Origin of the sequence: Phaeobacter sp. JH20_34, from assembly GCF_048056095.1 — a bacterium.
Taxonomy (GTDB): Bacteria; Pseudomonadota; Alphaproteobacteria; order Rhodobacterales; family Rhodobacteraceae; genus Phaeobacter; species Phaeobacter bryozoorum.
The window spans coordinates 1036110-1054640 of sequence record NZ_JAYMWT010000004.1 but is presented as its reverse complement, the minus strand read 5'-3'; the positions used below and the strand labels follow the sequence as shown (position 1 = coordinate 1054640).

14 protein-coding genes are annotated in these 18531 nt (G+C 63.5%); 4 read left to right on the top strand and 10 right to left on the bottom strand.

The genetic code is table 11. The annotated features are described in order from the left end of the window. Positions 1–235: 235 nt before the first annotated feature. The 5 genes from VWZ81_RS06560 to VWZ81_RS06540 all read right to left on the bottom strand — a co-directional run bounded on the left by VWZ81_RS06560 (position 236) and on the right by VWZ81_RS06540 (position 7167). Entirely contained in the window at positions 236–2653 is a 2418-nt protein-coding gene (locus VWZ81_RS06560; protein WP_416542348.1) for a GcvT family protein, read from the bottom strand. A 188-nt stretch (positions 2654–2841) separates the two neighbouring features. After that, on the bottom strand, positions 2842–4152 hold the full coding sequence (locus tag VWZ81_RS06555) for an HlyC/CorC family transporter (protein ID WP_340545425.1): 1311 nt from the start codon (positions 4150–4152) through the stop codon (positions 2842–2844). A gap of 95 nt (positions 4153–4247) precedes the next feature. Beyond that, positions 4248–5255: a site-specific tyrosine recombinase XerD gene (locus VWZ81_RS06550; RefSeq protein WP_416542347.1), complete on the bottom strand. Its 1008-nt coding sequence runs from the start codon at positions 5253–5255 to the stop codon at positions 4248–4250. 24 nt (positions 5256–5279) lie between these two features. After that, positions 5280–7028 (bottom strand): hypothetical protein, encoded by a 1749-nt coding sequence (locus tag VWZ81_RS06545; protein ID WP_416542346.1) that lies wholly within the window; start codon positions 7026–7028, stop codon positions 5280–5282. Continuing rightward, positions 7018–7167: a hypothetical protein gene (locus VWZ81_RS06540; RefSeq protein ID WP_340545428.1), complete on the bottom strand. Its 150-nt coding sequence runs from the start codon at positions 7165–7167 to the stop codon at positions 7018–7020. The genes VWZ81_RS06545 and VWZ81_RS06540 overlap by 11 nt, the downstream gene beginning before the upstream one ends. A gap of 81 nt (positions 7168–7248) precedes the next feature. Between VWZ81_RS06540 and VWZ81_RS06535 the strand changes: the two genes are divergently transcribed. Then, on the top strand, positions 7249–7839 hold the full coding sequence (locus VWZ81_RS06535; protein ID WP_340545429.1) for a shikimate kinase: 591 nt from the start codon (positions 7249–7251) through the stop codon (positions 7837–7839). Next, on the top strand, positions 7839–8966 hold the full coding sequence (gene aroB / locus VWZ81_RS06530) for a 3-dehydroquinate synthase (RefSeq protein ID WP_416536049.1): 1128 nt from the start codon (positions 7839–7841) through the stop codon (positions 8964–8966). Before VWZ81_RS06535 ends, aroB begins: the two co-directional genes overlap by 1 nt. A gap of 143 nt (positions 8967–9109) precedes the next feature. On the opposite strand, the gene VWZ81_RS06525 is transcribed toward aroB, so the two are convergent. Further along, positions 9110–11332, bottom strand: coding sequence for a methyl-accepting chemotaxis protein (locus tag VWZ81_RS06525; protein WP_416542345.1), 2223 nt, complete (start codon positions 11330–11332; stop codon positions 9110–9112). A 272-nt stretch (positions 11333–11604) separates the two neighbouring features. After that, the gene (gene ssb / locus VWZ81_RS06520; protein ID WP_340545431.1) at positions 11605–12132 is read right to left on the bottom strand and encodes a single-stranded DNA-binding protein; all 528 of its coding nucleotides are present in this window, start codon (positions 12130–12132) and stop codon (positions 11605–11607) included. Positions 12133–12474: 342 nt separating this feature from the next. Between ssb and VWZ81_RS06515 the strand changes: the two genes are divergently transcribed. Further along, on the top strand, positions 12475–13059 hold the full coding sequence (locus VWZ81_RS06515; RefSeq protein WP_340545432.1) for a lytic transglycosylase domain-containing protein: 585 nt from the start codon (positions 12475–12477) through the stop codon (positions 13057–13059). 292 nt (positions 13060–13351) lie between these two features. Further along, positions 13352–13726: a hypothetical protein gene (locus VWZ81_RS06510; RefSeq protein WP_416542344.1), complete on the top strand. Its 375-nt coding sequence runs from the start codon at positions 13352–13354 to the stop codon at positions 13724–13726. A gap of 27 nt (positions 13727–13753) precedes the next feature. Here the strand turns inward: VWZ81_RS06510 and VWZ81_RS06505 are convergent, their stop codons facing one another. The 3 genes from VWZ81_RS06505 to VWZ81_RS06495 form a co-directional block, all read right to left on the bottom strand. Further along, positions 13754–15841: a dipeptide ABC transporter ATP-binding protein gene (locus tag VWZ81_RS06505; protein ID WP_416539159.1), complete on the bottom strand. Its 2088-nt coding sequence runs from the start codon at positions 15839–15841 to the stop codon at positions 13754–13756. Between the two features lie 102 nt (positions 15842–15943). Continuing rightward, positions 15944–17386 (bottom strand): ABC transporter permease, encoded by a 1443-nt coding sequence (locus tag VWZ81_RS06500; RefSeq protein WP_340545435.1) that lies wholly within the window; start codon positions 17384–17386, stop codon positions 15944–15946. A gap of 14 nt (positions 17387–17400) precedes the next feature. After that, positions 17401–18453 (bottom strand): ABC transporter permease, encoded by a 1053-nt coding sequence (locus VWZ81_RS06495; protein WP_416542343.1) that lies wholly within the window; start codon positions 18451–18453, stop codon positions 17401–17403. Positions 18454–18531 lie beyond the last annotated feature (78 nt).

The following is an 18531-nucleotide window of genomic DNA, read 5'->3' as shown; positions in this document are numbered from 1 at the left end:
TCCCTGGCGTGGTGCCGCGCTGTCGGAAGCCTCCGGCGGGGATATTTAGGGCCAGAAGAGGAGAGGGGTCCAGCAAAAGTGACAGGGCAGGTCAGTGAGGCTGACATAATGTTTCGCGTGCGAAACATTGGGGCCGGGGCAGGACCCATCTGTTGCGCGAAAGCGGCGGCCCGGCGCGCGCCGACATGGCAACACTGGGGGAGACGGGTCAGAAATATTGACCCGCCTGCTGCTGTCAGCCGCGCATCCGGGCGCCGTCGGCATCAAACAGCGGCCTGGTGATCAGTCGGGCCTTTTGCATCTTGCCCAGGATCTCGATCTCGACCGCCAGACCCTCTTCAGCGCGGTCGGTGGGGACAAAGCCGAGTGCGATGGATTTCTGCGCGTGGTGGGAGTAGCCGCCGGAGGTGCAGAAGCCCACAACTGCGCCGTCCAGCCAGATCGGCTCATAGGCGGTCACATCTGCGTCGTCAGCCTCCACCTCAAAGGCGCAGAGCCGGCGGGCTGGCGGTGTGTCGCGTTCGGGCTCGGCTGCAGCGCGGCCAATGAAATCAACGGGTTTCTTGAAGGAGATAAAGCGGTCGAGGCCTGTTTCCGCCGCCGTGTAATCGGGGGAGAATTCGCGCAGCCAGGAGCCGAAGAACCTGTCGAGCCTGAGCGACATCATCGCCCGCATGCCGAAGGGCTTCATGCCGTGCGGCTGGCCAGCAGTCCACAGCGCATCCCACAGGGCACGCTGGCTGGGCAGGTCGCAGTAGATTTCATAGCCCAGATCCCCGGTATAGCTGACCCTCTGCACGATGCAGTCGGCCATGCCCACGGTCAGGCGGCGCACATCCATGAAGCGCATGTCCGAGATGTATTGCCTTGTGCAGGCTTGCAGGACCGCGCGCGCGCCGGGGCCTGCGATCTGGAAGCCTGTGCGGGTGTCGGAGATGTTTTCCAGCTGAACGCCCGCGTCCAGGTTCTGCAGGAACCAGCGCATATGATAGGCCTGCGCGCCGTAAGAGGCGGTGAGCTGGAACTCGTCCTCGGACAGGCAGGAGATGGTGAAATCACCGATCAGGCGGCCCTTGGGCGACAGCATCGGGGTCAGCGACAGGCGGCCCGGCTGTGGCACCCGGCCGGCCATGATGCGGTCGAGCCAGGCGCGGGCGCCGGCGCCTTTGACCAAGTATTTGCCGAAGTTGTGGACCTCGTTGATGCCGACGCTTTCGCGCACGGCTTTCACTTCGCGTGCGGTGGCCGCGAACGCGTTGGAGCGGCGGAAGGAGGGGGTTTCATAGCGGGGCTCGTCACCTGTGGCGAAGTAGTTCGGCACCTCCAGCCCGTATTGGGCACCCCAGACCGCGCCCATGCCATCGAAGATGTCATACATCGGGGTGGTGCGGAACGGGCGGGCCGCGGGCAGCTCCTCGTTCGGGTAGGCGATGGAGAATCGTTTCTGATAGTTTTCAATAACTTTGGGCCGAGTATAGCCCGGAGTGATCCAGCCGCCGAAGCGGGCGCAGTCCATTGCAAAGGTATCGCGCTCGCATTCGCCCTCAACCATCCATTGCGCCAGCATCAACCCGACGCCGCCGCCCTGGCTAAAGCCGGCCATGACGGCGCAGGCGGACCAGTAGTTGCGCATCCCCGGCACCGGGCCGACCAGCGGGTTACCGTCGGGGGCAAAGGTGAAGGGGCCGTGGATCACCGATTTGACGCCTGCGCGTTCGAGCGCCGGGAAGCGTTTGTAGGCGAAGGCGATGCTGTCCTCGATCTTGTCGAAATCATCGGGCAGCAGTTCGTGGCCGAAGTCCCATGGCGTGCCATCGACGGCCCAGGGTTTGCAGGGCTGTTCATAGAAGCCGATGCAGAGGCCGCGGCCTTCCTGACGGAGGTAGCTTTCGCCGGCCGGGTCCATCACATGGGGATGCTCGCCCCCTGCGTTGATGATTTCGGCGATCTCCGGCACCTCGTCGGTGACGATATATTGATGCTCCATCGGGTGCAGGGGCATGTAAATGCCTGCCATGGCGCCCACCTCGCGCGCCCAGAGGCCGCCGGCGTTGACGATATGTTCGGCGTGCACTGTGCCCTTGTCTGTGACCACATCCCAGCTGCCATCGGGGCGCTGGCTGGTCTCGATCACCTTGCAGTGGGTTTCAATCGTGGCGCCGCCCATGCGCGCGGCGCGGGCATAGGCGTGGGTGGTGCCGGAGGGGTCGAGGTGGCCATCGAGCGGGTCATACAAACCGCCGATGATGCCGTCGATATTGGTGACCGGGGCGATTTTCTTGATCTCCTCGGGAGAGATGATCTCGGTTTCCAGCCCCATGAACCGGTGCTTGGCGCGCTCCGCCTTCAGCATGTCGAAACGTTCCTGGTTGTCCGCGAGGGTGACGCCGCCGACATGGTGCAACCCGCAGGACATGCCGGTGATCTCCTCCAGCTCCTTGTAGAGCTTGATGGTGTAGCCCTGCAGCGCCGCCATGTTGGTGTCGCCGTTCAGCGTATGGAAGCCGCCCGCCGCGTGCCAGGTGGAGCCTGAGGTCAGCTCCGAGCGTTCCAGCAGCAGGACATCGGACCAGCCGAGCTTGGTCAGGTGATAGAGCACCGAGCACCCCACAACGCCGCCACCGATCACCGCTACCCGTGTTGTCGTCTTCATCTTGCATCCCCCACTGGCTGTTTGCGGTTATTCTGGACAGATGTGTTTAGTAGTCCAGCAAAAACGCGACATCAGCCGTCGGGATTGAGCGCTGCGAGGACGAACCGGGCGTCAGCCGTGGGGCGCTGCATCAAAAAAAGCCGCCACCCGGTGGGGCGGCGGCCTGATGATGCGGGGGCGCGGTTGCGTTATTGCAGCGGGCGGATTTTCAGCTCCGTCACGCGGTTGCCGTCGCGCGCGGTGACCTCAAAGCGGAAATTATGGAAGGAAAAGACCTGCCCCACGACGGGGATTGTCTGCGCCTCGTGAATGACCAGACCGGCGATGGTGTTGGCCTCGTCATCGGGCAGCGACCAGTCGGTTGCGCGGTTGAGATCGCGAATGGTGGTGGCGCCATCGACCAGATAGTTGCCGTCGCTGGTTTTCTTCACCACGGTTTCCTCATCCGGGTCGAATTCATCGGTGATCTCGCCGACGATTTCCTCAAGGATGTCTTCCAGGGTGATCAGGCCCTGTAGGGTGCCGTATTCATCGACCACCAGCGCAAAATGGGTGCGTGCGCGCAGGAACTGGCGCATCTGTTCATCCAGTGTGGTGGTTTCCGGGACGAAATAGGGCGGTTTGGTCACGCTGGTGATATTGAAGTTGCGCAGCGAGGCGGCATCGCCGTCGGGGCCGCCGATCTGGGCGTACATCTCCCGCAGAAGATCCTTGGCATGGAGCACGCCTATGATGTTCTCCGGCTCGTCCTTGAACACCGGCAGGCGGGTGTGCGGCGAGGTCAGACATTGTTCGAGGATCTTCTGTGGCTCAAGGCTGGCGTCGATCATCTCGATATTGGAGCGGTGCAGCATGATTTCCTCGACAAAGCGGTCGGAGAGATCAAGGGCGCCAAGGATCCGGTCTCGGTCTTCCTTTTCGACCACACCTTCGGAGTGGCCAAGGTGCAGGGCGCCGGCGATTTCCTCGCGGACGGCCATGATGTGGCTGTTGGGGTCGATGCGTACGCCAAACAGGCGCAGCACACCGCGCACCAGAAGGCGGACGGCCCCCACCACGGGGGCCAGCAGCGTGACCAATATGCCAATCGGAGGGGCAACGGCGGCGGCGGCTTTCTCGGCATTGGAGATGGCGTAGGTCTTGGGCAGGACTTCGGCAAAGATCAGCACCAGAAGGGTCATGACCAGGGTGGCCAGCGCGACACCGCTTTCGCCCAAGGCGCGGGTGAACAGCGCGGTGGCCAGCGAGGTGGCGAGGATATTCACCAGGTTGTTGCCCAAGAGGATCGAGCCGATCAGCCGTTCGCTGTCTTCGGTGATCGCCAGTGCACGTTTGGCGCCGTTGGAGCCCTTGTCGGCCTGCGAACGCAGCTTGCCCCGCGAAGAGGCTGTCAATGCGGTCTCGGAGCCAGAGAAAAACCCCGACAGAACCAGCAGAAAGACAATTGCGCCGGCGGTGGTCCAGAAGGTGGAATCGACAAAGGTCGTGGTGCTGTCCATCAGAGTCCCGAAAGAAATGTTGTGATCCCCATGGTTATGGGGTGCCGACCGCCCTGTCGCAAGGGGGGAGGTGGCACGCTCGCGCCGTGCGGGAGCTATTCTGGTCCCGACAGGTCGGTTTTACCCGGTGGGGCGGGGTGATCGGCAGCCCCGGCAGGGCGGGCCAGCGGGTGATGGTCCAGCACCAGCTCGCTCAGCCGGGCGTCCAGCACATGGGTGTAGATCTCGGTGGTGGCAATATCGGCATGGCCAAGCAGTGCCTGGATCGCCCGCAGATCGGCGCCATTGGTCAGAAGATGCGTGGCAAAGGCGTGGCGGAGGGTATGGGGCGACACCGCTTCGGGCGCGATGCCCCCGGCGACGGCAAATTCCTTGATCAGCAGATAGAACCGATGCCGGGTCAGATGGCCGGATTTGCCACGCGACGGGAACAGGAAACGCGAGGGGGCGGCCCCTTTGGCAACGGCGGCCTCCTCAGCGGTGTCGCGCGCGGTAAGCCAGGCCGCCAGCGCATCGCGGGCCGGCGGCGACAGAGGCACCATGCGTTCCTTGCCGCCCTTGCCCAGCACCAGCAACATGCGCGGATCGCCCCGCGCGGCCGCCACCGGCAGGCCGACCAGCTCGCTCACCCGCATGCCGGTGGCATAGAGCAGCTCCATCAGGCAGGTGTTGCGCAGCCGGTCGGCGGTGCTGCGGCCAGACTGGCGGGCGGCATAGAGCAGCCGGTCGACCTCGATCACCTCAAGGGTCTTGGGCAGCGCCTTCTGGCGTCCCGGCCCCTTGATCTGGATCGCGGGATTGTCGCTGCGCCAGCCTTCGTCAAAGGCAAAGCGGTAGATCTGCTTGATCGCGGAGAGGCGGCGGGCGCGGGTGGCGCGGGCCAGCCCTTCGGCGTCGCAGGAGATCAGATAGGCCTCGATATCATCGCGGGAGGCCCTGCCAAAACCGAGGTTTTTATGGGCAAGCCAGCTGGCGACATCCTTCAGATCGCGGCCATAGGCCAGCAAGGTGTTGCGCGCCGCACCGAGATCGGCGGCCTGCGCATCCAGAAAGGTGGAGATCCATTGCAGATCATCCTGTGGGGCATTGGCGGGGCTGCTCATCGGGGAGGGACCATGGCGGCGGGCCTAGCGACGGTTCAGCAGCAGCAGCTGCAAGGCGGCGCGGCGGGCGGTATCCTCGAGTCCGACGGCGCGGAAGGTTGCCAGCGCATCGGTGAGATCGCCGAGATTGCCCTCGGCGCCCTGGGCAAAGAGCTGCATCGCGCGCAGGATCGATTCGCCGAGCTGGCCATTGTCCAGCAGGCGCTGAAGCTTGCGGGGGGCAGCGCTTTCGGGGGCAAAGGCGGCGGCGATCGCCTGCTCAAGACCGCTATGTGCCAGCTCGGCAGTGGGCACGCCCTGCGCCACCGCCGCGACAAAGGCGGCGTGGCCCTTCAGATCCGGCAGGCTGTGGGAGGCGGTTTCATAGGTCGGGGCCAGCAGGCGGATGCGCCAGGCCAGCTGTGCGGCGCTGCCCTCCAGCGGGATCCGCGCCAGCCGGTCGGCAAAAAGATCGGCAAAGGCGGTTTCGATCTCAGCGGTGCGCATGGCCTGCCAGACCTTTGGCAGGGTCTTGCTGACGGCCTCGGCGCTGCCGGTTTCGAGTGCGGTTTCAAAGCGTTGCAGCGCCGCAACCCGGTCCCAGATGCCGCCGGACGCCGCGGGGGCGCGTTCGGAGTAGAGCCCCAGCAGATGATTGGGGTTCAGCGCGCCGATGCGGGTCAGCCGTTCAGCCGCTTCCAGCTGCGCCTTCCAGCCGGCGATATCGCGCAGATCTGCCGCTGCAAACGCGCGGGGCAGATTGGCGGTCGGGCGGCGTTCTCCGATGGTTTCATACAGGCGGAAGGTCAGCGGATCCGGCGATTTGGGCGCTCGCAGGGGGGCGGCATCCTCGAACACATCGGGGTTGAGGAAGCGGTCCAGAAGGTCGAGCTGGCGGCTGTCGACCAGTTCAAGCGCATGGGCGGCCTCCAGCAGCAGCGCGGCGGTCGGCCAGTCGCCGAGCCGGGCGGCGCAGAAGATGCGGGCGGCGTAATCGGGCGCCAAATGCGGCTGTTCCTGCAGGGCACGGCAGGCGGTCTGCTCGTCACCGGTCAGCAGGGTGGCGTCGAACCAGCGCTTGAACCGGGCGGTGCTGCGGGTGGGGCCTGCCTGTTCGGCCAGGGCCTGCGCCGGGTCCGGGGCGCCAAGATCCATCAGCCGGTCCAGCCGCGCCAGCAGCAGCGTCTCGCCGCCCTCGGCAGGCGGGCGGGTTTCCGACAGCAGCAGGGTGAACATCAGCGACTGCATCGCCGGGGAGTTGCGCACAGGCACGGCGGCCAGCAGGGTGGCCAGCTCCTCGGCGCTGCTGCCGCGCCACAGGTCGACGGGCAGTCCGGTGGAGGCGGGTTTGACAAGGCCGACGGGCGCAACAAGGCTGGCGAGCGGCGTCACGGTGACCTCGGGGCGTCGGGCAGACCCGGCGACGGGTGGTTCCAGCAGAACGGTGCCGGGCAGCCCTGCATCCGGCGCCGGCGTGGCTAGCCAGTCGATGGCGGCGAGCGGATCATCCGGTTTTGCGGCCCGGCTGCCCGGTCGCGGCGTCTTGGCCGCGGGGGGCGTGGTTGATGGGGGCGTGGCAGCGGGTGCGGGGGGGCGCGTGGTCGCGGGCGATTGTGCCGGGGCCGAAGCGGCAAGGCCAACGCCGACCGCCACCCCGAGGCTCAGCGTCAGGGGGCGGGTCAGGGACGCGATCTGCGCCAGTCGCTGGGTGATCAGGGCGGGGGCGGCCTCGCATTCTCTGCCCGAGGGAGAGAGCGCAGGGGCCGACTCACCGCGCCGTTTTCTAGTCGGCATTCAGAACCACCGGTTTGCGGACCTCGGAGGTGGGGGCGTCGAAATCCGCCCCGAACCACGGCCCGACATAGGCATAGATCACCAATCCGATCGCTGCCAGTATAACTAAATAAAGTAGGTATTTGATCAATCGCCCCATGGGTGTCCCGCTGACTGCTTCTTTGGCTTTTGTGCAAGTTATATATGGCCTTTTTAGCAATATCACGTCATTCACTGAAGAATGAGCGAAAAAGAGCAAACACTCAGTGGCGCGGGTGACCGCCGGGTGCCCGGAGCGCTGAAGAAGACCATCGTCATGGTGGGGATGATGGGGGCAGGGAAGACGGCCGTGGGCCGGGCCCTTGCTGCCCGTCTGAAGGCCCCGTTTCTGGACAGCGATCACGAAATCGAGGCCGCGGCCAACCGCACCATTCCCGAAATCTTTGCCCGCGATGGCGAGCCGTTCTTTCGGCAGAAGGAGCGCCAGGTGATCCGGCGTCTGCTGGATGAGGAGCGTGGCGTGCTGTCCACCGGCGGTGGTGCGTTCCTGGCCGAGGAAAACCGCAGGATCATCTCCGAACGCGGGGTTGCGATCTGGCTGAATGCGGATCTTGAGGTGCTGTGGAACCGGGTCAAACACCGCGACACGCGGCCCCTGCTGCGTACCAAGGATCCCCATGCGACGCTGTCGGCGCTCTATCATGAACGGGTGCCTTATTATGCGCAGGCGGATCTGACCGTGGTGTCGGACGGGCAGGCGTCGATAGATGAAATGGTGAACCGGGTGATCGAGGCGCTGCGCGCCCGCCCGGACGTGCTGGAGTGGATATGATGGTGCAGTTCAGCTTGGAACGGGTTGTGCATGTCGACCTGGGCGAGCGGGCCTATGACGTGGTGATCGGGCCGGATCTTCTTGCGGATGTGGGCGCGCGGCTGCAACCATTGCTGCGCCGTCCGAAAGTGGCGGTGCTGACCGATGAGACGGTGGCTGCCCATCATCTGGAGGCCTTGCAGGCCGGGCTGGCGGAAGCGGGGATCGAGATGGCGGCGCTGGCGCTGCCCCCCGGAGAAAGCACCAAGGGCTGGCCGCAGTTCAGCCGCGCGGTGGAATGGCTGCTGGAGCAGAAGGTCGAGCGCAATGACATCGTCATCGCCTTTGGCGGCGGCGTCATCGGCGATCTGGCCGGGTTTGCGGCGGCTGTGTTGCGCCGCGGGGTGCGGTTTGTGCAGATCCCGACGTCGCTGCTGGCGCAGGTCGACAGCTCCGTCGGCGGCAAGACCGGCATCAATGCGCCGCAGGGCAAGAACCTGATCGGGGCCTTTCATCAGCCCTCGCTGGTGCTGGCGGATACCGCGCTGCTGAGCACGCTGACGCCGCGCGATTTTCTTGCCGGCTATGGCGAGGTGGTCAAATACGGGCTGCTGGGGGATGCGGCGTTTTTCGACTGGCTGGAGGCGCAGGGGCCGACATTGGCGGCCGGTGCGCGCGCGGCACGGGTGGAGGCGGTGACCCGCTCGGTGCAGATGAAGGCCGATATCGTGGTGCGTGACGAGACCGAACAGGGCGACCGCGCGCTGCTTAATCTTGGCCATACCTTCTGTCATGCGCTGGAGGCGGCCACCGGATATGGTGACCGGCTGCTGCATGGCGAAGGGGTGGCGATCGGCTGCGCGCTGGCATTTGAGCTGTCGGCGCGGTTGGGCCTGTGCAGCCAGGAAGACCCCAGCCGGGTGCGGGCGCATCTGAAGGCGATGGGGATGAAGACCGACCTCGCGGATATCCCCGGCGACCTGCCGGATGCCGAGGCGCTGCTGGCGCTGATGGGGCAGGACAAGAAGGTGGTCGATGGCCAGCTGCGGTTCATTCTGGCGCGCGGCATCGGCCATGCTTTTGTCACCGGGGACGTGCCGCCGGAGGCGGTGCTGGAGGTGCTGCGCGAGGCCCTGGCGCAGCGGTGACGGCCTGAGGGGCGGCGCTGGCCCAGACCTGATCCCGACGTGACGGCGCGCTGCTCGGCACGCCGTTCAACTGACGACAGCCCCTGCCATGGCGGGGGCTGTGTCATATGCCGGATGAGGATCTGGCCTGGCTGGGCTGTGGATCAGGCGACCCAGGATTCGTCGTCGTCAACGCCAGCTTCGATATCTGCGGCGTCATGCTCGGCGGCGGCGGCCATCTGCGCCGCCATCTCCGCGTCGCTGTGCTCCTCCTGCGCTGAGGCGGGGGCTGCTGTGCCTTCCAGCTGAAAGGCGCCGATCATCGTGTTCAGCTCGCGTGCCTGCTGGAACAGCTGCGTGGCCGAGGCGGTGGTCTCCTCGGTCATGGCGGCATTGGTCTGGGTCATCTGTTCCATCTCGCCGACGGCGTGGTTCACCTCGCTCAGCTGGGTCGACTGGGTCTCCAGCCCCTTTGCAATCGAGACGATCAGTTCGGAAATCGCGCTCACCTGGGTGCTGACCTCGGACATGGCGCTGCCGGCAGAGCCGACGAGGCTGGATCCGGTATTGACCTGTGCCGAGCTGCGGGCGGTGATTTCGTCGATCTGCGACACCGCATCGGAGCAGCGCTGTGCCAGCCGCTGCACCTCGCTGGCGACAACGGCGAATCCGCGACCGGCCTCACCAGCGCGCGCCGCCTCGACACCGGCATTGAGCGCCAGCAGATTGGTCTGGAAGGCGATATCCTCGATCACCTTGGTGATCTGGGAAATCTCGTCGGAGGAGGCGCGGATCTCCTCCATCGCGGTCACCGTTTTCTGAACGATCTCTTCGCAATCGTTGACCTTGTCCTGAGTGGTGCCGGCGATGGTCTCGGCCTCCTTGGCGTTGCTGGCGGATTCGCCAACGCTGGTGGTGATCTCGTTCATGGCATGGGTGGAGCGTTCGAGCGCGGCGGCCTGCGATTCGGTGCGCCGGGACAGATCATCCATATTGGCGGCAATGGTCTGGCTGTCGTCGCCAACCGACAGGGCGGCGCTGCGGACGGTGCTCATGGCATCCTGTAGCGAGGCGGCCAGTTCGTTGAAATCCATGCGCAGGCTTTTGAAATCTTCGGGGAAATGGTCTTTCAGACGGTAGACCAGAACCTTGTTGCTGAGTTGGCTCAGCGCTTCGGCGATGGCGTCGGAGACCAGTTTCTGTTCGGCCATCGCGCGGTCCAGATGATCATCGGCCGCGCGTTTTTCGAGGGCGTGACCGCGCAGGATTTCGGCCTGACGCGCGATATTGCCGATCTCGTCCTTGCGCGATTTGCCGGAGATGTCGATCTCCAGCTCACCGGAGCTGATGCGCTCCAGCGCGGTGGTTACCATCCGCACCCCGCCTGCGATATCGCGGGCCATCACCAGCGCGCCCAGGCTTATCGCCACGATCACAAAGGAGAGGCCAGCCAGCGTCTGGTAGAAGGCATTGTTGTTGAACCTGTCGAAAGCCTCGAAATCGGCCATCAGCTGATCGCGGATCTCGGTTTCGACCTCTTTGACAATCTCAATCGCATTGGTGGCGATCTCGAACCACTCCTCGGCGGTCAGGTCCTGACGGGCGCGACCGGCGAGCACATCCGACCGGATACTCGCAAAGGTCTGATAGGTTTCGCCTGCGGCCTGACCGTCAAAAAGCTCGACGCTTTCGCTGTCGGACAGCTCATGGAAAACGCGCATGCGTTCTTTTGACTGCATATAGGAAATGAGCATCCGTGATTGCAGGTTTTCGGTCCAGCCGTTGGCGAAGCCCTGGGCACCGACCGCACGCTGGATGCCATAGGCGTCTTTGGCCATCTGAAAATAGGTAAAGGCCATCGCACGCTCGGCCAGTTCGGTGTCGTGGACCAGCACCTCAAAGGCAAGGGCGGTTTCCAGCAGGTGGAGGTTCAGTTTGCTGTAGAATTCGACCGCTTCCGGCGCGCTGATGGCCCGATCCGCGATCTTGAGGTGCATGTCATCCAGGGCTTCCAGCTCGTCATGGGCGAGACTGACGAAGACACGCGTGTTGTCGTGCAACTGTGACAGATCGGCGGTTTCGATCACCTCCAGCATATGCTCGCGCAACTCCTGCGATGTCTGGCGCTGGGTTTCCAGCCGGGCAGGGAGCGCGGTCGCCTCGGTGGAGAGGAACTCCGCAGACATGCCGCGCTCCAGCTGTAGATTATGAACCAGCTCGCTCGCGGTCAGCATGATGTCCCGGGTCAGCGTGGTGTCGAAACTCGCCCGTTTGTTCAGCGTGTACAGCACCGCGCCGGATATCCCGATAATAATAAGGAGAGGCAACCCGATGAGGGTCATAATCTTTGCCCGGATGGACATACGCTGCAACAGTCGGCTGATCATACTCTACGCTCCGGCTTAACGTTATCGGTCCGCAAAACCGTAGGTTCGAGGTGCTAATAGAATATGTATTTTATCGCCCGATAGAGATTTTAGATAAAAGATGAATTCAAAATCGCCTTGTTTTGCTGGTTATTGGCTGGGATCAATCGCCGCCGCTATCGCTATGGGAACTAAGGGTTTTGCAAAAAAAATGCGCAGACCGGTGAAGGTCTGCGCGGGAAAAACACCAGTCGACCGGGCTTTTGGCGCCGGTTCGTGACTGTGATTCGCCCTTAGAACGGGATCTCGTCATCGTCGATATTATGCGATGCGCCGCCCTGGTTGCCGCCGCCGAAGCCGCCGCCCTGACCGCCGCCGCTGGGGCCGCTGTCGTAGCCACCGCCGCCGCCATAGCTGCCGCCGCCCTGACCGCCACCATAGCCGCTGCCACCACCCTGGCCGCCTTCGTTGCGGCCATCAAGCATGGTCAGCGTGCCGCCGATGCCCTGCAAGACCACCTCTGTCGAATAGCGGTCCTGGCCGCTCTGGTCCTGCCATTTGCGGGTTTGCAGCTGGCCCTCGATATAGACCTTGGAGCCTTTGCGCAGATATTGTTCTGCCACGCGCACCAGACCTTCGGAGAAGATCGCGACCGAATGCCATTCGGTTTTTTCGCGACGCTCGCCGGTGTTGCGGTCTTTCCAGGTCTCGGAGGTTGCGATCCGCAGGTTGCAGACCTTGCCGCCGTTCTGGAAACTGCGCACTTCGGGATCACGGCCGAGGTTGCCGATCAGGATTACTTTGTTGACTGAGCCTGCCATGGGTCTGTCCTCTTGGTCTGGTCGTTCGGAGTCGCGAAAATCAGCAAAAGCCGGGTGGTCTACCCCTCCAGCTCAGCGGTTTCGGCGGGCCCCGTCGGGGTATGAAATCTGTCCGGTCCGAATCTGGTCGCGCCGGGTTGGCGGCCACACTACCGCTCCGGGTCGCCACATGAAAGTCGGCTGGCCGCGATATCTGAGGTCATCCTCATATTTTGCGCGAGAGGCGCCCGCATCACCGGCCGCAGCCGCAGGAAACGCGAAGGTTCTTTTCTTTTTAGTCAATCCGGATATAGTTTCGCGCAATCCAGGATACGGAAAAACAGGGACAGGGCAGGGCGTTTTATGCGTAGGCTGTTGGTGGGGGTCACGCTGGCCGGTGTTGTATCGGGCCAGATGGCAACGGCAGATATGTTCAGCACAAAGAGCCAGCGCAAGCTGTTTGCCTCGCACGCGCGGGTTCTGGATGAGCGCGCTGCCGGGCAGTACAAGAATTCGATCCGCCTGCAACCGCCCACCATCCATACGCCCTCCAAACACGGCAGCCTGCCGTATAGTGGTAAATATCGGGGCCAGTATCTGAACATTGCGCGGGCCGCGGCGCAGAAACACGGCGTGCCGGAGGATCTGTTTCTGCGACTGGTGCAGCAGGAAAGCGGCTGGAACCCGACGGCAAAATCCCACAAGGGCGCGCTGGGGCTGGCACAGCTGATGCCCGCCACCGCCAAGGCGCTGGGGGTGGATGCCACCGATCCCAGGCAGAACCTGGAAGGTGGCGCGCGCTATCTCGCCCGGCAATACCGCAAGTTCGGATCCTGGCGGCTGGCGCTGGCGGCCTATAACGCAGGCCCCGAAGCGGTGCGCAAACATGGCGGTGTGCCGCCCTACCGCGAGACCCAGAACTACGTGAAGAAGATCTGGGGCAGCTAAGCCCCTCCGGCAGGGGATTGCGCCAGGGTGACTGTCGCGCAGCAGCCGGACCACGCCGGGCCTGCGCGCTGGGGGCGCAATTGACCGGGGGTCTGCGTGTTTTCTCTGTTTGAAATCTGAGCTTCAAATCTGAAATTCTACGCAGTTTCGGCAGCAGCTTGCCGATTGTCTGGGGGATCGGCATTAATACGCTGATAATCTTCCTTAATGCCGCGTTAACTCCGTCTGGCTGCCAGAAAGTTGCCTTAATCTCTTGGCAACTAATCGGAAGCTTCAGAAGAGGAATATCCCGGTGTCTTTCAAACGCTTCGACGAACGCCTGAACCAGATGCAATGGCAGCCCCAGTCCGGCCCGTCGCCGCAGATCGTTGACAGTGTGATTGCCGACCGCGCGCCGCTGGCGATCCGCGGCGTGGAGTTCACGCTGGCGGGCGCCATTCTGGGCATCCTGATCGGTGTCGGCCTCAAGGGGATCTATACGCCCGGCGCGCCCTGGGGACCCAATACCGGCCAGATCGGGCTGCTGATCGGCGGCGCCTCTCTCGCCGGGGCGGCGGCCTCTCTGGCACTGGCCGCCTATGCCGTGCTGCGCCGCCACGATATGCCGCGACTGATGCAGTTTGCCTCGATGAACCTGCTGATCATCGTGATGCTGCTGCTGGGCTGATCGTTTCGCAGGCGGCCTGGCCGCCGATCACTCGGCGGCGATTTTGATCACCGGTTCCATCTGGGCCAGTTCGGCATCGTCGAGATGGCATTTCACCTGATGGCCCCCCGCAAGGGTGCGGACCGGCGGAACCTCGCGTTCGCAGAGCCCATCGGCCACCTTCGACTTCCAGCGGCAGCGGGTCTGAAACGGGCAGCCGGGCGGCGGGTTCATCGCCGAGGGAATATCGCCTTCCAGCACGATATGGCGTTTCTCAACCGAGGTATCGGCGATCGGCACGGCGCTCAGCAGCGCCTCCGTATAGGGGTGATAGGGCGGGGCAAAGACCTGATCGGTGGTGCCCAGTTCCACCACATGGCCGAGATACATCACCATCACCCGGTCGCTGAGATAGCGCACAATGCTGAGGTCGTGGGAGATGAACAGGAGCGTTGTCTTCTCCTTGCGCTGGATTTCCATCAGAAGATCGGTGACCGCCGCCTGCACCGAGACATCCAGCGCCGAGACCGGCTCATCCGCCACCACGATGCGGGCGCCACCGGCAAAGGCGCGGGCAATGCCGACGCGCTGTTTCTGCCCGCCTGACAGCTGGCGCGGCATCCGGTCGGCAAAAGCCCGCGGCAGCTTGACCAGATCCAGCAGCTCCAGCATCCGCTCCCGGCGCGCCGCCGTGCTGTCGCCGATGCCAAAGATTTCCAGCGCCCGCATGATCTGACGGCCCACGGTCATCGAGGGGTTCAGCGTGTCGAACGGGTTCTGAAACACCATCTGCACATCGGACACCGTGCGGGTGTCGCGCTGTTCGATCGGTGTGGCTTCGATATTCTTGCCATCCAATTCGATGGCGCCATCGGTCGCGGTCTCCAGCCCCATCAGCACCTTGGCAAAGGTGGATTTGCCGCAGCCGCTCTCGCCGACGATGGCCAGGGTCTCACTCTCTCGGGCCTCGAAACTCAGGGTTTCATTGGCCTTCACCACCTTGCGCGCGCCGCTGTCAAACAGCGCATTGGCCGAGACCTCGTAATATTTGCGCAGATTGTCGATTTTCAGGACCACCTTGCCGACCTCGGGTTTTTCCTTTTGCACAGCGGCGGCAATCGGGGCGTTCCAGTCGATTTCATCATGGCGCAGACAGCGGGTATGGTGGCGGTCGTTGCCATGGACGGCTGCCATCGGAATATCCTGGGCATCACAGCGCCCGGCCACGAAATAGTCGCAGCGCGGGCCAAAGTTGCAGCCGGGCGGGCGTTCGTGGGGCAGCGGGAAATTGCCGGGGATCGCCACCAGCGGGCGGGCATTCTTATCCGCGCCGGGCAGCGGGATCGAGCGGAACAGCGCCTGGGTATAGGGATGCTGCATCTCGTCGAACACATCATGGATGGAGCCGCGCTCCACCGCCTCGCCGGAATACATCACACAGAGCCGGTCGCAGGTTTCCAGCACCAGCCCGAGGTTGTGGCTGATGAACAGCATTGAGGTGCCGTATTTCTTGCCCAGATCCTTTACCAGCTCGACCACGGCGGCCTCCACCGTCACGTCGAGCGCGGTGGTCGGCTCATCAAGGATCAGCAGCGCCGGTTTCGACATCAAGGCCATGGCGATCACGATACGTTGCTGCTGGCCGCCCGACAGCTGATGCGGAAAGGAATTCAGCATCCGCTCAGGGTCGGGAAGGCGGACATCGCTCACCACCTCCAGCGCGCGCCGATAGGCCTCTTCCTTGCTGACGCCCTCGTGGATCATCGGCACTTCCATAAGCTGCTTGCCGATCTTCATCGCCGGATTGAGCGAGGCCATCGGCTCCTGATAGATCATCGCGATCTCATTGCCGCGCACATCGCGCAGCTCTTCGGCGCTCATTTCCGCCAGATTGCGGCCCTTGAACTTGATGGAGCCGCCGGTGATGCGGCCGTTCTTGCCCAGATCCTGCATCACGCCAAGCGCCACTGTGGATTTGCCGCAGCCCGATTCCCCGACCAGCCCCACCGCCTCGCCGGGCTGCACGGTGACGGAGAAATCCATCACCGCCGGAATTTCGCGCAACCGGGTGAAAAAGGAGATCGACAGCTTGTCGATTTCCAGGATCGGGCCGTCATAATCTGCCAGTTTGTTCATCATCTTATCTCCCTGTTGGAGCTGGAAGGGTGGTCTGCCCTTCTTCTGGCCCCAAAATATCCCGGGGGTCCGGGGGCTGGCCCCCGGTCCGACCGGTTCGGATCAATCGCGCAGGCTTTCTTCGCGCAGGCCATCGGCCAGGAGGTTCAGCCCCAGAACCAGGCTCAGCAGCGCCAGCGCCGGCGGCAGCGGCGGGTGCAGGTAGACCGACAGCAGCTTGCGCCCGTCGTTGATGGTGCTGCCCCAGTCAGGGCTTTCCGGTGGCAGGCCCAGTCCGAAAAAGCCCAGCGTGCCGAGGAGGATGGTGGTGTAGCCGATGCGCAGGCAGAAATCGACGATCAGCGGCCCGCGCGCATTGGGCAGGATCTCCCACAGCATGATGTACCAGGGCCGTTCCCCACGGGTCTGGGCGGCGGCGACATAGTCGCGGGTCTTGATGTCCATGGTGAGCCCGCGCACGATGCGGAACACGGTGGGCGAATTGACAAAGACAACCGAGACAAAGACCACCAGAATACCGCCCGGCACGTCAAAGAGATCGAGCGGCCAGAAGGTGATCTTGGATCCCGCCTCATTGATCAGCGACAGATAGCCCAGCAGGCCCGGGATCAGCACAACGGCCAGCCAGAGCGCGCTGTGCTGCGGCCGGGTGCGGAAGCGCGAGTGGATCAGCACCCCGACAAAGATCAGCGGAAAGGCAAAGAGCACCACGGCGATATATTGCGGCAGCCCGGTTGCGATGATCTCCGGGGTGACCAGCAGGTAGAACAGCAGGATCACCGGGAAGGCCAGGATCAGGTTGGCGAGGAAGGACAGCACCGTGTCCCACAGGCCGCCGTAATAGCCCGCAGGCAGCCCCAGCGTGATCCCCACCATAAAGGCAAACACCGTGGCCAGCGGCGCGATCTGCACGACCACCCAGGCGCCATCTATCAGGCGGCTGAAGACGTCGCGTGCCAGGTTGTCACCGCCAAGCAGATACCAGGCCGCAATGCCGCTGTCGGCCTCGGCGCCGGGCAGGGGGGTGCCCGGCAGCTTGTTCTTGAGGCCACTGACCTGGGTCAGCGGGTCGTGCGGTGAGATCAGATCCATCGCGCCCAGCACACCGGTAAAGACCCAGAACATCACCAGCGCAAAGCCGATCATACCGATTGGGCTGTCGAACAGCTTGCCATAAAGACCGAGCCGCCGCTTGAAGGTCATCGACACCGCAAACAGCACCACCAGCGCGATCCAGACCGGCAGCAGCAGCCGCGCCATGGCACCGACGATGCCGCCGCTGGCGCCAAACAGCACGCCGAAGAGGATATAGATCAGGATCAGTCCGATCACCGCAAGAAAGCTGAGGCGCACCGCCCTGCCGGCCAGCACATCGGGTGTGGTCGCGAGACCGGCGCTGCCATGGGCGTTGATCATTGTTGTCGGGCTGACCGTGACGATGCTGAGCACCAGCCAGGCAATGATGCAGAGCGCCAGTGCCACCAGGGCAAGGATCAGCACCGGGTTCAGAAAGGCAAGACTTCCGGTCCAGCTGAGAGGGTCCATGCTGCGTTCCTCCTTCAGGAAATCCGGATACGGGGATTGAGATAGACATAGCCAATGTCGGAAATCAGCTGCGTGAGCAGCACGACAACGACAGAGACCACCGAAATCCCCAAGAGCAGTTCGATGTCATTATTGCCAGCCGCCTCGACCAGCGCCCAGCCGAAGCCCTTGTAGTTGAACAGGGTCTCGACAATCACCACGCCGTTCAGCAGCCAGGGAAACTGCAGCATGATCACCGTGAAGGGGGCGATCAGCGCATTCCGCAGCGCGTGACGCATGACGATTTTTGGAAAACTGACGCCCTTGAGCCGGGCGGTACGGATATACTGTGCGGTCATCACCTCGGTCATGGAGGCGCGGGTCATCCGGGCGATGTAGCCGATGCCATAAAGGGCGATGGTCAGTACCGGCAGGAAGAAGTTTTCGAAATTGGCGTCGACCATCGCCGAATTTGCGGTGCCCTTGAACCATTTCAAGCCAACGGCAGAGGAGGTGAAGACCGCCATGAAGATCACACCGGAGACATATTCCGGGGTTGCCGTGGTCAGGATCGAGGCGGTTGACAGTGTGCGGTCCGTGACGGAGCCTTCGCGCATCCCGGCCAGGATCCCGATCAAGAGCGCCGAGGGCACCATCAGGATCAGCACCCACATCATCAGAAAACCGGTATTGCCAAGGCGCGTTGAAATGATGGAACTGACATCATCCTTGAAAACGCTCGAATGGCCCCAGTCGCCCTGAAGAATGCCGCAGAAACGTGGGGCGGCTGCTGCCTCTTCGGCGGGTTGAACCCCGGTGATGCAGCGCCCTGTGGTCCCCTCATCTGTCACCGTGGTCCAGCCCGGCAGCACTCCCAGCCATTGGCCGTATTTTACCGGCATCGGTTGCAGATACCCTCCCTTTTCCAGCCAGCTGGCAACCGCCTCGTCCGACATGCGGAAGTTGCCTTGGGTCTTGGCGAGTTTTTCAAGGTTCGGGTAGAGATTGGTCAGCGTGAAGACGATGAAGGTCAGGCAGAGCGCGGTCAGGATCATGATCCCGACGCGCCTGAGGATGAACAGTCCCATGGAATGCTCCCGTTGGTGGCTGTACGCCTTGAGTTAGGCCAATGGTCAGGCCGCAGTCGGCGGCCTGCCAGGCTTTTG

Bases quoted from the DNA above. Each gene is read 5' to 3' on its own strand.
- VWZ81_RS06560 (WP_416542348.1), bottom strand. From the start codon at position 2,653: ATGAAGACGACAACACGGGTAGCGGTGATCGGTGGCGGCGTTGTGGGG.
- VWZ81_RS06555 (WP_340545425.1), bottom strand. From the start codon at position 4,152: ATGGACAGCACCACGACCTTTGTCGATTCCACCTTCTGGACCACCGCC.
- VWZ81_RS06550 (WP_416542347.1), bottom strand. From the start codon at position 5,255: ATGAGCAGCCCCGCCAATGCCCCACAGGATGATCTGCAATGGATCTCC.
- VWZ81_RS06545 (WP_416542346.1), bottom strand. From the start codon at position 7,028: ATGCCGACTAGAAAACGGCGCGGTGAGTCGGCCCCTGCGCTCTCTCCC.
- VWZ81_RS06540 (WP_340545428.1), bottom strand. From the start codon at position 7,167: ATGGGGCGATTGATCAAATACCTACTTTATTTAGTTATACTGGCAGCG.
- VWZ81_RS06535 (WP_340545429.1), top strand. From the start codon at position 7,249: ATGAGCGAAAAAGAGCAAACACTCAGTGGCGCGGGTGACCGCCGGGTG.
- aroB (WP_416536049.1), top strand. From the start codon at position 7,839: ATGGTGCAGTTCAGCTTGGAACGGGTTGTGCATGTCGACCTGGGCGAG.
- VWZ81_RS06525 (WP_416542345.1), bottom strand. From the start codon at position 11,332: ATGATCAGCCGACTGTTGCAGCGTATGTCCATCCGGGCAAAGATTATG.
- ssb (WP_340545431.1), bottom strand. From the start codon at position 12,132: ATGGCAGGCTCAGTCAACAAAGTAATCCTGATCGGCAACCTCGGCCGT.
- VWZ81_RS06515 (WP_340545432.1), top strand. From the start codon at position 12,475: ATGCGTAGGCTGTTGGTGGGGGTCACGCTGGCCGGTGTTGTATCGGGC.
- VWZ81_RS06505 (WP_416539159.1), bottom strand. From the start codon at position 15,841: ATGAACAAACTGGCAGATTATGACGGCCCGATCCTGGAAATCGACAAG.
- VWZ81_RS06500 (WP_340545435.1), bottom strand. From the start codon at position 17,386: ATGGACCCTCTCAGCTGGACCGGAAGTCTTGCCTTTCTGAACCCGGTG.
- VWZ81_RS06495 (WP_416542343.1), bottom strand. From the start codon at position 18,453: ATGGGACTGTTCATCCTCAGGCGCGTCGGGATCATGATCCTGACCGCG.